This window comes from Oceanobacillus sp. NCCP-135 (genome assembly GCF_059698015.1).
Genome location: NZ_BAAKSZ010000004.1, coordinates 36,439 through 51,360, shown reverse-complemented (window position 1 = coordinate 51,360; position 14,922 = coordinate 36,439). Strand labels below are relative to the sequence as shown.

The window sequence follows — 14,922 nt, the reverse complement described above, 5'->3', positions numbered from 1 at the left end:
TGCAATAATCATGCCATTATTACATTTATTTAAATTAAGGCAATTTAAATAATTTTATAATAACAGGAATATAAAGTGTCCAACTTTATAGACGCGATATCGTATATGTGTCTATAAAATATAAACAACTATAAATAATTTATCTTCGAAAATATTAAACTAACTAATTAATGACAATTATAAATATTGGCACAAATATTGCATTTATTAGGAATGAGTAAAAGGAGGGGTTAGTATATGTTATCGCAAAACAGAAAATTTCTGATAACATTGTTGGCTATTTTTATCTGCTTTGCCCTTGCCGCATGCAGTGAAACAAGCCAGAGTGAAAGTAGTGATGGTAATAACGAAGAGGAAAACAATGTTGGGAAAGAGGGAGATGAAAGCGGAACAGATGTAGAACAAGTATTAAATTTATCTGCGACTGCTGATTTTACATCATTAGATATCCACCATGCATCAGACGCTCCGTCATTTGATGCGCTTTATCAAATTGGTTCGGGCTTAATTGGCTTTAATAAAGAAGGTGACTTCATCCCTGATCTAGCAGCAGATGAACCAGAAATCAACGATGATCAAACTATATACACATTCACAATCCGAGATGATGCAACATGGTCGAATGGTGATCCAATTACTGCCCATGATTTTGTATATTCATGGAAAAGAGCTGTAAACCCGGATACCGCAGCAGAATATGCATTTATCTATGGTTCTGCTGAAATTCTAAATGCCGCAGAAATTATGAATCCTGATAGCGACATGTTTGGAAAAGTCGACGAACTAGGAATTGAAGCAGTTGATGACAAAACGTTGCAAATTACGTTGGAAAAACCAACTCCTTATTTCCTAACATTAATGTCATTCCCACCATTCTATCCATTAAACGAAGATTTTGTAGAAGGACTTGGTGATGATTATGCTACTTCGGTAGATAATTTATTATTTAATGGGGCATTTAAATTAACTGATTGGAATATTGGTGAAGGCTGGACATTTGAAAAGAACGAAACATATTGGAATGCTGATGATGTAAAAATAGAGCAAGTTAATTACAAATTGGTCAAGGATGCAGCTACAAGAGTTAATTTGTACCAAACTGGGCAACTGGACTATGCTGAAGTCAATGCACAATTTATTACCCAATTTAAAGATAATGATGAGTTAACAACCGGTGAATTAACTTCAGATATGAAATTTATGCGCTTGAATCAAAAACATGAAGCTTTACAGAACAAAAATATCCGCAACGCAATATATAATGCTTTCGATAGACAAACATTAGTTGATTCCCTACTGCAAAATGGTGCCGCACCTGCAAGGTTTGTTGTACCAAGCAACTGGGCATTCGATAAGAAAGGTGATGACTTCCGGAAAAAATACCCGGAAATAAATAACAAGTCAGCGGAGGAAGCGCGAGAGCTATGGGAAAAAGGACTTGAAGAAATAAACCAAACGGAAGTAACAATTGATATTATGTTTGGGGAAAGTGATACAAACGAAAAAGTAGTAACCTATTTACAATCCCAATTGGAGGAGAATTTACCAGGATTAACTATTAATCTTGATAAACAACCATATGGTCAGCACCTTAAACTTGAAGGTGAAAGAAAATATGATATTTCTTACTGGGGTTGGCTACCTGATTTCTTAGATCCAATTACTTATTTAGATATATGGGTATCAGATGGGCCCTTTAATAGGACTGGTTTTACAAGTGAAGAATATAACGGTCTAATTGAAAAAGCTAATAATTTAGGTGATAAACCAGAAGAAAGATGGGATGTTTTACAGGAGGCTGAAAAATTCCTATTTGAAGATGCATCTGTTGTGCCTGTCTTCCAAAATGCACGAGCTTACCTTAAGAAACCAAATGTTCAGGACCTAATTCCAAGAAACTATGGTCCTACACTAGATTTTCGTTTCGCTTATATATCTGAATAACTGTTAAATGTCCCAAGGATTTCCCTTAGGGACATTTACTTCTTTTATTCCCCACCTTTACATTTATAATTGGAATATTTGATATAATTATTCTTAAAACTAGATAAAGAGGAATTTACAATGTATAAAAAATCTTTTTATTTGCTATTGTTATGCTTAAATTTATTTGCTACCCATGAAGCCTTCTGTATATTTTATAATGAAAGATCATTAAAGCATTTTATAAATACATTATTTTATATTACATCATTTTATATGATTGTCTATTTATTTTTGGTTATTATCAAGGGAAAACTTTTCGATGGCATTACATATGGAATGAGAAGATTCAAAAATAGGTTTTTTAATTTAGATGAACATGAAGCAATAATGACAATACCATTGCCTTCTGAGAGAGTAAATATTTTAATATACAATATTATCAAACATCAATTTTATACACTTCTTTTTATACAAATTATTTTACTGTTTATTTATTTTGCTTGAAATTAGTTTATTCACTAAAAAAACAGAAAAGCGTGTGGAAAGGAATGAGGCGTAGAGACGTTTTATTATCGAGGGAATACTATTATAAATCAGCACAATTGCTACTGTATGATGTTTAATTTACTTTCACCATTTTATATTTATAACTCTAATGAACCTTCATATTTTGCATTGTATCACCATTGTATTTATATTCTGCCAAAAAGTGAATTCCTTTTATTTTTTTACACAAAATACAAGAATAAATGAGAAGGAATAACTGGATTGACTTCATTTGTTCCTCCTAGATAGATGGGATGCACTAATTAATTTATACTTATCTTTTTTTGAGGCTTATCATTAATTAGTGCATCTCTCATTGCCTACAGATTCTTGTAGTCACGAAAGTAACAACTGCTTTATATATGTTTCTGTTGTAAGCTTTTTTGCATGGTAAACTTATTTAATTTTTCAACATGTTCAAATTTTTTTGTGTTTAAGGATGTATCTTTTTAAAATAATGATTTCAGTATTCTCGTCCATATCGGATGTCGTTTGCTACAGGATTTGGACAGGAATTCTGTACTTTACATTGTAAAGGCTTTTTATTGTGTAAAAGTCATTATAGCAGAGGAAGACTTTTTTATCGTGCTTAAAGGCACTTCCTTTTAGGTTCTCCCACGCACCTGCGTGGGGCTTAATCTGGAGTTATTCAAAAAACTAATACATCAGAACCTATTACAAACTAACTTCTCTACCTAACCCTCTTTTTATTGCCTTCTCCAAAACGTACTGTCCAACCACAATATCTACAACCGCCAAACCCACAGATTTAAAAATAGTAATTTCTTCTTCATTAACGCGGCCTTCCTGAAAACCTCTTAATATATCACCAATTTCTATTAATTTTTCTTTAGAAAACCCCCCTTTAACTGGCTTTTGCAAATCTCCTGTTTCTTCTATGGCAGCTTCTTTTGATTCAACAATGACCTTATCAGCATTAGCAATCGAACTCGAAGGAATCTCTTGCATGCTTGGTCGGAATGATCCAACAGCGTTAACGTGCATTCCTTTCTTTAAGTCAGTAGAATAAACTGGATCTTTGGCATTTGTTGCTGTTACAAGGATGTCCGATTGATCAACCACTTTATTTGCATTTGATACAACCTCCGCTACTATTCCATACTTTTTTTCAATATAGCTAGCAAACTCCTTTGCTTTATCCTGAGTGCGATTATAAAGGATTACTTGTTCGATTTCCCGCACTGTACAAATAGCTTTACATAGACCTATAGCTTGTTCTCCTGTTCCAATTATCCCAAGAACTTTGGCTTCTTTTCTTGCTAAATACTTCGTTGCAACTCCTGAGAGTGCCCCTGTGCGAATCTGTGTGATAAAGGAAGCTTCCAATAACGCTTTTGGTACTCCTGTTTTTACATCAAATAGCATAACGGTGCCATTAATTGTTTTTTTATTTCTTAATTTATTCTCAGGTACAACATTTACAACTTTTATCCCAAGGCTTTTTAGTTTATCTGAAACAGATGGCATAAATAAAGCAGTATTTTTTTCTTCATTAAAAAGCAGTGCTGTACGTATAGGTGTTTGTGTCTCATCATTAGAAAAAGCAATGAGTGCTTTTTCTACATAGGATATAACCTCTTTCATATCGATTAAACTTTTTTGCTCTTCCTTACTTATGACAAGCACTTTTGTCTTCCACCTCCTCCAACAAAAACCCTTCTGGCAATTCATCCCTTACATCTACTACAAACTGATGAAAACCAGTTATCAGTGCTGTGCCGGAGACCCTTGGTACAACGGCATGAAAATCCCCAACTTTTGTATGTGATAAAATCTCACTTTGAAATACACCATTTGTGATGCTTTCATGTGAAAAGGGATCCCCTTCCTTCAATATTCCTCTATCATATAGTGTGGCAACCCTCGCACTTGTTCCGGTACCACATGGTGATCGGTCAATCTGCCGGTCTGCGAAAATGGTTACATTTCGTAAATTGGCATGTTCCGTTTGAGGATCATCTGAAAATATCACACCATAAATATCCTTTAAATCAGCTTGATGTGGGTGCTGAACATTTATATTTTCTTCTATATAGTATTTTATTTTCCTACCCCAATCCTGCAGGTCTGGTAAACATTTGTGATTTACTTTTAAATTCAATACCTTACTATCTAAAATCGCATAAAATGCTCCACCAAATGCGATGTCAACAGTGAATTCCTTGTCGTCAATTTTCACAGGGTAATCCCGCTTATATATAAAAGAGGGTACATTTTCAAAAGCTACTTCGATTACTTCCTGACCGTTGCATGTTGCATATGCAACTACTTCCCCTGCCGGACTATCAATAATAAACCTGCGCTCATTATCTTTTACTTCAAATTTGCCTGTTTCAATTCCCATTGTAATCACAGCAATAATTCCATGACCACACATCGTACTCCAGCCCTCATTATGCATAAAAAGCACGCCAAAATCTGCTTCTTTCCTGGCTGGTGGCGTTATAATGCAGCCATACATACCATGGTGTCCTCTTGGTTCATGCATCAGAGTTTTACGGATGTGATCCAGGTTTTCCATACAGTAGGCTCTTCTTTCCGGTTGTGTTTCCCCTTTTATTTCTGGAAGTCCCCCGGTTATAATTCTTAATGGCTCCCCAGCAACATGTAAATCAACTGTAGAAATTAGTTTATTAAAATTCATAATCTCCCCTCCTCACTCTATCTTTTTATGATACTGCAACTTCTATGCCACAATTTTAAATTATTTAAATCGGCACAATTATTGCATATAGATTTAGATAAGAAACGAAAAGGAGGTTTAAACGATGACTATCAACTATGAAAGAAGACTAAAAAATCTACTAGATTACCTAAACGAAAATAATATTGATATCGGAATGATCACTTCACCAGCAAACGTTTTCTACTTTACTGGGTTCAATTCGGATCCACATGAACGTTTTATGGCATTAATCATTGATAATCGCAGCAAGGAATTTACTTTGTTTGTTCCGGCATTGGACAAAGAAATAGCTGATACCGATTCATTTGTGAAAAATATCATTTCAATTTCTGATGAAGAGAGTCCATTTGCCAAACTTAAAAACGAGCTTGGTTCAAATGTGAAGCGTATCGGTTTGGAGATGAATGTGGTCAGCATTTTCCGGCATAATCAATTACAAGCGGTCTTCCCAGACGCTTCGTATGATGACATTCAACCAGCTATCAATAAGCAACGACTTAAAAAATCAAGAAATGAAATTATATATTTACAACAAGCTGTGGATATTATTGAGAAAGTGCTGACAGAGGGGATTAAAAAAGTTCATGTAGGCATGACTGAGTCAGAATTAGCTGCAGAACTAGAGTACTTAATGAAGAAATTCGGTGCAGTTGGTCCAGCTTTTTCAACCATTGTCCTAGCCGGTGAAAAGGCTGCATTGCCCCATGGAACTCCTGGAGAACGTGCATTTAAAAATGGTGACTTTTTATTAATTGATTTTGGTGTCATAACAAGAGAAGGATATTGTTCAGATATTACCAGGACTTTTATTATTGGAGAAGCGTCAGATAAACAGAAAGAAATCTATAACATTGTGCTTGAATCTAATCAGGCTGGCGTTAATGCTGTAAAGGCAGAAGTCCCACTCAAAACATTTGATATCGAAGCAAGGAATGTTATAAACAGAAATGGCTATGGGGCCTATTTTAACAATCGTGTCGGGCACGGCCTTGGTATCGAAGTACATGAAGAGCCATCCATCCACGAAAATAATGATCAACTAGCTGAAAATGGCTTACTATTTACAATCGAGCCTGGGATATACATACCTGATTATGGCGGGGTTCGTATTGAAGATGAAGTTTACATTAATGAGGATGGTGAAGCTGAAGTATTGACTTCGTTCCCTAGCGAATTGCAGATCTTATGAAGTAAGTACATTGCACAACAATAAAACGTTTAATACCTTGCCATAAAGGGGAAGCAGATTCGATATTAGGGATAATTACTATTTAAAAAACGTTTATGCACTAGTGTGGATAAACGTTTTTTTAATTGTTCAAAAAGTATGGTGAAGATGACACAATGATGATTCTAGTTGACTTGCTTTTCCACTACGATCACCTCTTTTAATCGGGCATGGCTTCAGTCTCCTTTATTAGCAGAAACCACTTCCTTAAAAGCTTCGTACCCACTATACTACGGAAATCACATATTACTAAAAAAAGAACATTAATTAATACACTTAATATACGTTAAGAATGGGATCGAGAGCGTTAGCTACAAATGATGAAGTGATATAGAAATGGTCATTCTAATTAGAGGTGAAAGTTGAGAGATAAAACGGCAAAGTTGAAAGAAATTAACTCAACTTTCGCAGCGTAAAATTAACACATAAGTCTTGAAGGAATAAGGAAGGCTGAAAATACACTACTCGAGTTGACTTTGGTTTAACGGTTAGTAATTGCTATAAGATGTGTAACAAGTTAGAAGGCAGAAATGTGCTATAATGCCGCTGAGGAAATACATGTCGCTTTCCGTGGGCGGCTGATGAGCCTCCTCGAGCTAACGCTCTGTGGGGTCTCATCCAGGCCTCTGCTCCCACAGGAGTCTCCATGTATTTCCTCCGCTGATTTTTAATTTTTTCTTTCGTATTCACTGTAATGCAATGCTTAACAATCGATGTTGCACTGTACCAGCATTTGATTGGAGCGGAGGGCAGTTGACTCCTGCGGGAAAAGCACGAGTCTGAAGACCCCGCAGGAAGTGGTTTTCTTCCGAGGAGGCTGAGGCCGTGCCCGCGGAAAGCAACTGCCCGCAGCGGAAATCAAATGCGGCAGTAATTGCACATTTTATACTTGTGTGTACAACGATCTTTTATGTTTATCAAGATTGTCAAGCCAACAATTAGAAACATTTTGGGTTGATTAAAGTTAACTGTTTGAGCTTATTTTATTGGTGCGAAAGTTGAGAAATTAAGTAAAAATTGAGAGAAAACAAGGGAATTTACAATTATCTCTCAACTTTATAGGCTTACTTCTCAACTTATTGCATACATCTCCCAACTTCATAGGCTTATCTCTCAACTTATTGCACACTTCTCTCAACTTCATAAACCTTTCTCAACGTTGCCTGATTTCGGCAAAAATACTAGTAAATTTTATACTTTTGTATCATTACGATAAAAAAACTGGAAATAACATATCTTGAAGTCACTCCATCTCTTATTAACCTAACGGTGGAATTTGACCATATGCCATGCCAAAACATATTTTTGAAGATATTCCTGAATCACTGATACCTATTTTACAGTCATTTTTCCCAAAACCATATTCAGCTCTATTTGAATGCACTTCATAACCGTTTTATGTAAAAGGCGGCATAAAAAACTATTGCATTTATTACAACTAGCAGTATAATTTAAAATAGAAAGTATAGTCAGAAAAAAGGGATGACGCAATGGAAAATAATAAAATCACATTAAAAGTGAATGATTTACAAACTACTTTTTTTACAGATTCAGGAGATATCCCTGCGGTGGATCATGTCAGTTTCCATGTACATGATGGAGAGGTACTCGGGATTGTTGGAGAGTCGGGTTGCGGCAAAAGCGTTACGTCTCTTTCTATCATGGGACTAGTCCCAAACCCTCCTGGTAAAGTAGTCGGCGGGGATATCCACTTTGAAGGTGAAAATTTACTGGATTTATCTGAACGGGAAATGCGACAAGTCCGTGGTAATGATATTGCAATGATCTTTCAGGAACCGATGACATCATTAAACCCATTGTTTACAATCGGACATCAAATGATGGAGGCCGTATTAATTCATCATAAAAAGAAAGGAAAAAAATATGCAAAAAACAGATGTATTGAAATGCTGGAACTTGTCAGGCTTCCCCGTGCTAAGGATTTAATGGATGAATACCCACACCAATTATCTGGTGGCATGCGTCAAAGAGTAATGATTGCTATGGCACTGATTTGTGACCCAAAAGTACTTATTGCAGATGAACCGACTACTGCACTAGATGTGACAACCCAATCACAAATTCTAAAACTAATCAAAGAATTAAATGATCGTTTAAATACAGCTGTATTATTGATTACACATGATCTAGGAGTAGTCGCTAAAACCTGTGAACGTGTGATTGTCATGTATTCTGGTCAGGTTATTGAAGAGGCGCCCGTTGATAAACTATTTGATTCACCAAAACATCCGTATACACAAGGGTTAATTCAATCAGTGCCAGATATCCGGGAAAAACAGGATCGACTCCGTTCTATCGAAGGAAATGTGCCGCTTCCTGGTTCCATACATAAAGGGTGCCGCTTTGCTGACCGCTGTAAATTTGTTTTTGATCGTTGTTTTACTGAAAACCCGGAATTCTATCAAACTTCTGATGATCAAAAGGCAAGATGTTTTTTATATGACAAAGAAGGGGCAACTGAACATGACGAAACACTACTTACTAGAAGTTGAAGGACTTAAAAAACATTTCCCAATTAAAAAGGGACTTTTCAGTAAGACAGTTGGAACTCTAAAGGCAGTAAACGATGTTTCATTCTATGTAAAAGAAGGAGAAACACTCGGAATTGTTGGGGAGTCCGGCTGTGGTAAATCGACAACAGGCCGAACATTAGTCAGGTTATTGGAACCAACAGAAGGAAAAGTGAGTTTTGATGGGCAAGATATAACTAAATTATCCGCTAATGACATGCGGAAAGTCAGACGCAATATACAAATGGTCTTTCAGGATCCTTATGCATCACTTAATCCGCGACATACCATTGAAAAGATTCTTGCAGAGCCTTTAATCGTGCATGGAATGAATGATGCCAAAAAACGAAAAGAAAAAATTTATGAATTTCTTGAAATTGTTGGGCTAAATGCTTTTCATGCCAAGCGCTACCCACACCAATTTAGTGGTGGGCAAAGACAGCGGATAGGTATCGCTAGAGCATTAATGACAAATCCGAAATTAATTATTGCAGATGAACCTGTTTCAGCACTCGATGTGTCTATTCAGGCACAAGTACTGAATTTGATGCAGGATTTACAAAAAGATTTTAATTTAACCTATATTTTTATTGCTCATGACTTAGGGGTAGTTCGTCATATTAGTGACCGAATTGCAGTTATGTATTTAGGTAAAATTGTTGAAATAACTGATAGTGATGAATTACATCAAAATCCGATGCATCCTTATACACAGGCACTTTTATCTGCGGTGCCAATTCCAGATCCACATCATGAAGATAAAGATGGGATTGTACTGGAAGGGGATATGCCGAGTCCAGCAAATCCACCTACAGGATGTTCCTTTCACACCAGATGTCCATTTAAAATGGATATCTGTACAAAAGCCGTTCCTGAATTAAAGGAACATAAACCAGGTCATTATGCTGCTTGTCACTTATATAATGAGGCAATCAGCAATGATATATAAAATTAAGGGGGAGTTAACATGAAGTTGAAGAATACCAAATCATTATTAATGATGCTTCTTCTCTTTGTTGCATTAGTTCTTGCTGCATGCTCAGGTGGCGATGATGATAGTGCAGATAGTGCAAGCGATGATGCGAATGATAGTGATGGAGGAGAAAGTGCAGAAGAAGCTTCATCAGATGGGGAAAGTGGGGGAATATTAGTATTTGGTCGTGGTGGTGATTCTACATCACTTGATCCGTCTAGAACAACAGAAGGGGAAACATTCAAAGTCACAAAGAACATATATGAATCAATTGTTACCTTTGAAGAAGGTGGTACAGAGATTGTGCCAAAGTTAGCCCATGACTGGGAAATTTCTGAGGATAGTTTAACGTACACTTTCTTTTTAGAAGAAGGAGTTACTTTCCATGATGGCACAGATTTTAATGCTGATGCTGTTGTGAAAAACTTTGAACGCTGGGCAGCTGGAGATGCAGATACGTTCCCATACTATAATTCCATGTTTGGCGGATTTGAAGGGGATGAAGGTCATGTTATTGAATCTGTTACGGCAGAAGATGACTATACCGTTGTATTTAAACTTAAGCGACCACAAGCTCCATTCCTAAAGAACCTTGCAATGGATATGTTTGCAATTGCAAGTCCCACTGCAATTGAAGAACATGGGGATGATGATTTTGAAAGAAATCCAGTAGGTACTGGGCCATTCAAATTTGTGGAATGGAAACCAAATGATTCCATTACTGTTGAGCGCTATGATGACTACTGGGTAGATGGATTACCTAAGATGGATAAAGTTGTTTTCCGTTCTATTCCAGATAACTCTGCAAGACTGAATGCATTATTAGCTGGTGAAGTTGACCTTGTTGATGGAATTAATCCATCAGATGCAACTGCAATTGAAGACAGTGCTGACTTACAATTAATTGAACGTCCATCTATGAATGTTGGATATCTAGGATTAACTGTTACACGTGAACCATTTGATAATAAACTAGTACGCCAGGCAATGAACTATGCCATCGATAAACAAGCTATTATCGATACGTTTTTTGAAGGTTATGCAACACCTGCAGTTAACCCGATGCCGCCTTCCATCGAGGGGTATAATGACGAAATTGAAGGATATGAATATAATCCCGAGAAAGCAAAAGAATTATTAGAAGAAGCGGGTTATGGGGATGGATTTGAAATGGAATTATGGGCAATGCCTGTACCACGCCCATATATGCCAGACGGCCAAAAAGTAGCAGAACTTATGCAGAAGAATTTGGCAGACATTGGTATAACAGCCGAAATTGTTTCTCATGAGTGGGCAACTTATTTAGACCTTGCCAGCAAAGGTGATGCAGACGCATTCCTTCTTGGTTGGACTGGTGATAATGGAGATCCCGATAACTTCCTATACGTACTTTTAGATGAAGACAATATTGGAAGTAACAACTATACGTACTTCAAGAATGATACAATGCATGATTTATTCATTGAAGCACAGACAGTAACTGATCAGTCAGAGCGTAACGAGCTTTATAAAGAAACACAAGAAATAATTAATGAAGAAGCACCATGGGTACCAATTGCACACTCTACACCATTACTTGGTGCAGTCGAAGGACTATCTGGCTTAGTTCCGCATCCAACAGGATCTGATCTATTATCAAATGTTGAAGTAGACAGAGAGTAATCATATTGGAAGAAAGTTTACAACTGCTTTCTTCAAACGAAAGACCTATATAGAAAATATAAGCTAGGGGGAGAAATCAACTCTCAGATTTCTCCCTTTTTCCTTTTTAGAAAACTTGGCTTATCGTTAAAGGGATTCTTTGAAAGTGTTTGTTGCTTTCTTAGAAACACTTATACTTTGGAGTGCAAGCCTTAGATGGCGAAAGCACAGGAGCCTACACTTATACTGATTTCCTTAAAAAGTTTTACTTTCCTGTCAGTGTAAACACATAAGCTACTTTTACTTATCCTAACAGGTTAAATGAATATCATAGTTGTACTGATACGATAAGAAACGATTAATCTATATCTTTTCTAACAAAATATATAAATGCTGGAGCAATACATATAGTTGGAGAGGTGAATCAACATGCTCAACTACACGATAAAAAGAATATTTCAGTTAATCCCTGTATTACTGGGAATGACTTTCATTGTCTCGATGCTGATCCGGGCAATCCCTGGAAATCCCGCACAAGTCATTCTAGGACAACAAGCAACAGAGGAAGCGGTACAGGCCTTAACTGAAAAACTCGGATTGGATAAACCCTGGTATACTCAATACTTTGATTATTTAACAGGGATTTTTACAGGGGATTTGGGAGAATCATTTAGAACCCATGCACCTGTTGCAGAAGAAATTTGGCCGTATCTCGCAGCTACTGTTGAACTTGCAGTTTTTGCGATGATTATCGCAATCTTCATCGGAATTAACGCAGGAATTGTTTCCGCATGGTTTCAAAATTCATGGTTTGATTATAGTGCAATGATACTCGCACTTGTTGGTGTTTCCATGCCTATTTTTTGGCTTGGTCTATTAGGACAATGGGGATTTGCTTTAGAATTGAATTGGTTGCCGACAACCGGGAGAGAATCAGTTCGTGATCCCGTCAATGCCATCACAAACTTTTACATCATCGATACCATCATACAAGGTGAATGGGGGCAATTAAAGGAAGTCATTAGACATTTAATCCTGCCAGGACTTTCCCTGGCTACCATTCCAATGGCAATCATTGCTCGAATGACTAGATCAAGCATGTTGGAAGTAATGCGTTCTGACTATATCAGGACTGCAAGGGCAAAAGGACAGAAAATGTTTTTCGTTATTTATAAACATGCATTGAAGAATGCCTTTATCCCCGTATTAACGATTATTGGCCTACAATTAGGTTTGCTTTTAGGTGGAGCGATTTTAACGGAAACGATCTTTGCTTGGCCTGGTATCGGACGTTATATTTATGACGCCATCGGATTCCGAGATTATCCAGTAATCCAGTCAGGTATATTAGTTGTTGCCTTTATCTTTGTCATGATTAATTTAATTGTTGACTTGTTATACAGCTTTATTGATCCAAGAATTAAATATGATTAAGGTGGTGGAATCTGTATGTCAAATCCAGCCAAAAATATAGGCGAGTTAGAAACAACAGACCCAAAGCAAACTCAAGGTCCTTGGCGAGAAGCTTGGTATGAGTTTAAAAAGAATAAAATTGCCGTCGTTGGCTTTTGTATTGTCCTTTTCTTTATTTTACTGGCAATCTTTGCACCGTGGATTGCAAAGGAAGGGATTAATGCGCAAAATACAGCTGATAGATTATTACCTCCTTCTGCTGAATATTGGCTGGGAACAGATGATTTCGGCCGTGATATCTTGTCCCGTATTATCTACGGTGCTCGAATTTCCCTATGGGTAGGGTTTTCTGCTGTTATTGGTTCTGTCATCGTTGGTAGTATATTAGGGATTATTGCAGGGTATTATGGAAGATGGGTTGATACGATTATTTCGCGATTTTTCGATATTATGCTTGCCTTTCCATCCATTTTACTTGCGATTGCGATTGTTGCCGTACTTGGACCATCCCTTAGAAACGCACTTATTGCAATTGCCATTATCAATGTGCCTAATTTCGGAAGGCTAATTAGATCAAAGGTGCTTAGTATTAAAGAAGATGAATATATTTCTGCAGCAAAAGGAATAGGGATGCGTGATATCCGAATATTGTTCTCCCATATTTTACCAAATTCAATGGCACCTGTGATTGTTCAAGGAACCCTTGCGATTGCAACAGCAATTCTTGAAGCAGCAGCACTTGGTTTCTTAGGATTAGGTGCACAGCCGCCTGATCCTGAATGGGGTAAGATGCTTGCAGACTCCAAAGACTACTTAAAATCTGCTCCATGGACAATGATTTTCCCTGGACTTGCAATCATGCTAACCGTGCTCGGATTCAACCTAATGGGGGATGGATTGCGTGATGCAATGGATCCTAAGATGAAAAGCTAACTAAACTCTTTCATTATGTGGAACTCAATTATTGGAGATTACATACAATGTGATTCATTTTATTATGAATAGCCTACACTGAGATTTATCTATCCTAACGACAAGGAGATCACGCTTTTTCAGATTTACCTGTCGTTAGGAGTTTTCCAAATTAGGAATCACACTTGAAAATGGATATAGTGCGATAGCCCAATCAAATTCCTTTACTTCATCAATTTTAATTTGCGTATAAGATAGAAAGAAAAAGCGATTCATCTCCCGATTGAATTAGGGGGGATTGTCATGTTAAGTTTCACCCCAACAAATGCAAGAAAAAACCTTTACCAATTGATTAAACAAGTTAATGACGATAATATACCGATTGAAATAACTAGCGCAAAAAATGATGATGGCGCTGTTCTTGTTAGCAAAAAAGACTGGAATGCCATGCAGGAAACACTTTATTTACAAAGCGTTGGGGTTCTTGATAGAATTAAACACTTTGAAAGTGAAGAAACAGAGGGTTTGGGTGATATTGATTGGGATATGCAATAAATAACCATTTAAGAAGGGTTTGCAAATGATAATGAAAATTTACGTTGATGCAGATGCTTGTCCAGTAAAAAATATTATTATTTCAGAAGCTGCAATTGCAGAAATCCCTGTCATTCTCGTTACCAGCTTTTCTCATTTCTCCAATGAAGAACAACCACCTGGCGTTGAAACGATCTATGTTGATACAGGTGCTGAAGCAGCGGATTATCGAATTATGAAGCTTGCTCAAAAGGGAGATCTAATTGTGACACAGGATTATGGGCTTGCATCATTAGGTTTGGCAAAGGGTTGCACGGTACTTCATCATAAAGGTTTTACTTATACGAATGATAATATCGATCAGCTTTTGCAGTCCCGATACGCCAGTGCGATGGCAAGGAAAAGCGGAAAGCGAACGAAAGGACCGAAGCCTTTTACAGAGGAAGATAAGAAGAAATTCGGTGAGCTTTTTAAGGAAAAACTTGAGCACCTATAAAAACTCACCGTGATG

At 36.9% G+C, this 14,922-nt stretch carries 12 protein-coding genes; 10 read left to right on the top strand and 2 right to left on the bottom strand.

Going from position 1 to position 14,922, the window contains the following annotated elements; translation table 11 throughout:
• Positions 1 to 237 precede the first annotated feature (237 nt).
• Positions 238 to 1,944, top strand: a complete 1,707-nt coding sequence (locus AC6HVZ_RS04105; RefSeq protein ID WP_497556870.1) for a peptide ABC transporter substrate-binding protein — start codon at positions 238 to 240, stop codon at positions 1,942 to 1,944.
• A gap of 120 nt (positions 1,945 to 2,064) precedes the next feature.
• On the top strand, positions 2,065 to 2,430 hold the full coding sequence (locus AC6HVZ_RS04100) for a DUF3899 domain-containing protein (protein ID WP_497556869.1): 366 nt from the start codon (positions 2,065 to 2,067) through the stop codon (positions 2,428 to 2,430).
• Between the two features lie 717 nt (positions 2,431 to 3,147).
• Here AC6HVZ_RS04100 and AC6HVZ_RS04095 read toward each other — a convergent pair.
• Positions 3,148 to 4,119, bottom strand: a complete 972-nt coding sequence (locus AC6HVZ_RS04095) for an ornithine cyclodeaminase family protein (RefSeq protein WP_497556868.1) — start codon at positions 4,117 to 4,119, stop codon at positions 3,148 to 3,150.
• Entirely contained in the window at positions 4,103 to 5,137 is a 1,035-nt protein-coding gene (locus AC6HVZ_RS04090) for a proline racemase family protein (protein ID WP_497556867.1), read from the bottom strand. The genes AC6HVZ_RS04095 and AC6HVZ_RS04090 overlap by 17 nt, the downstream gene beginning before the upstream one ends.
• 124 nt (positions 5,138 to 5,261) lie before the next feature.
• Here AC6HVZ_RS04090 and AC6HVZ_RS04085 point away from each other — a divergent pair, with 124 nt between their 5' ends.
• The 8 genes from AC6HVZ_RS04085 to AC6HVZ_RS04050 all read left to right on the top strand — a co-directional run bounded on the left by AC6HVZ_RS04085 (position 5,262) and on the right by AC6HVZ_RS04050 (position 14,907).
• Positions 5,262 to 6,368, top strand: coding sequence for a M24 family metallopeptidase (locus AC6HVZ_RS04085; RefSeq protein ID WP_497556866.1), 1,107 nt, complete (start codon positions 5,262 to 5,264; stop codon positions 6,366 to 6,368).
• Between the two features lie 1,529 nt (positions 6,369 to 7,897).
• Positions 7,898 to 8,920 (top strand): ABC transporter ATP-binding protein, encoded by a 1,023-nt coding sequence (locus AC6HVZ_RS04080; RefSeq protein WP_497556865.1) that lies wholly within the window; start codon positions 7,898 to 7,900, stop codon positions 8,918 to 8,920.
• Positions 8,892 to 9,887 carry an ABC transporter ATP-binding protein gene (locus AC6HVZ_RS04075; RefSeq protein WP_497556864.1) on the top strand — a complete coding sequence of 332 codons (996 nt, stop codon included), beginning with the start codon at positions 8,892 to 8,894 and terminating at the stop codon, positions 9,885 to 9,887. Before AC6HVZ_RS04080 ends, AC6HVZ_RS04075 begins: the two co-directional genes overlap by 29 nt.
• An 18-nt stretch (positions 9,888 to 9,905) precedes the next feature.
• Positions 9,906 to 11,573 (top strand): ABC transporter substrate-binding protein, encoded by a 1,668-nt coding sequence (locus AC6HVZ_RS04070; protein ID WP_497556863.1) that lies wholly within the window; start codon positions 9,906 to 9,908, stop codon positions 11,571 to 11,573.
• Between the two features lie 408 nt (positions 11,574 to 11,981).
• A complete protein-coding gene (locus AC6HVZ_RS04065; RefSeq protein WP_497556862.1) occupies positions 11,982 to 12,986 on the top strand; it encodes an ABC transporter permease in 1,005 nt (334 codons plus the stop codon).
• A 15-nt stretch (positions 12,987 to 13,001) separates the two neighbouring features.
• Positions 13,002 to 13,898: a nickel transporter permease gene (gene nikC / locus AC6HVZ_RS04060; RefSeq protein WP_497556861.1), complete on the top strand. Its 897-nt coding sequence runs from the start codon at positions 13,002 to 13,004 to the stop codon at positions 13,896 to 13,898.
• A 282-nt stretch (positions 13,899 to 14,180) separates the two neighbouring features.
• Complete coding sequence (locus tag AC6HVZ_RS04055) at positions 14,181 to 14,432, top strand: type II toxin-antitoxin system Phd/YefM family antitoxin (RefSeq protein WP_497556860.1); 252 nt, start codon at positions 14,181 to 14,183, stop codon at positions 14,430 to 14,432.
• Between the two features lie 31 nt (positions 14,433 to 14,463).
• Positions 14,464 to 14,907 carry a YaiI/YqxD family protein gene (locus AC6HVZ_RS04050; RefSeq protein ID WP_497556859.1) on the top strand — a complete coding sequence of 148 codons (444 nt, stop codon included), beginning with the start codon at positions 14,464 to 14,466 and terminating at the stop codon, positions 14,905 to 14,907.
• Positions 14,908 to 14,922 lie beyond the last annotated feature (15 nt).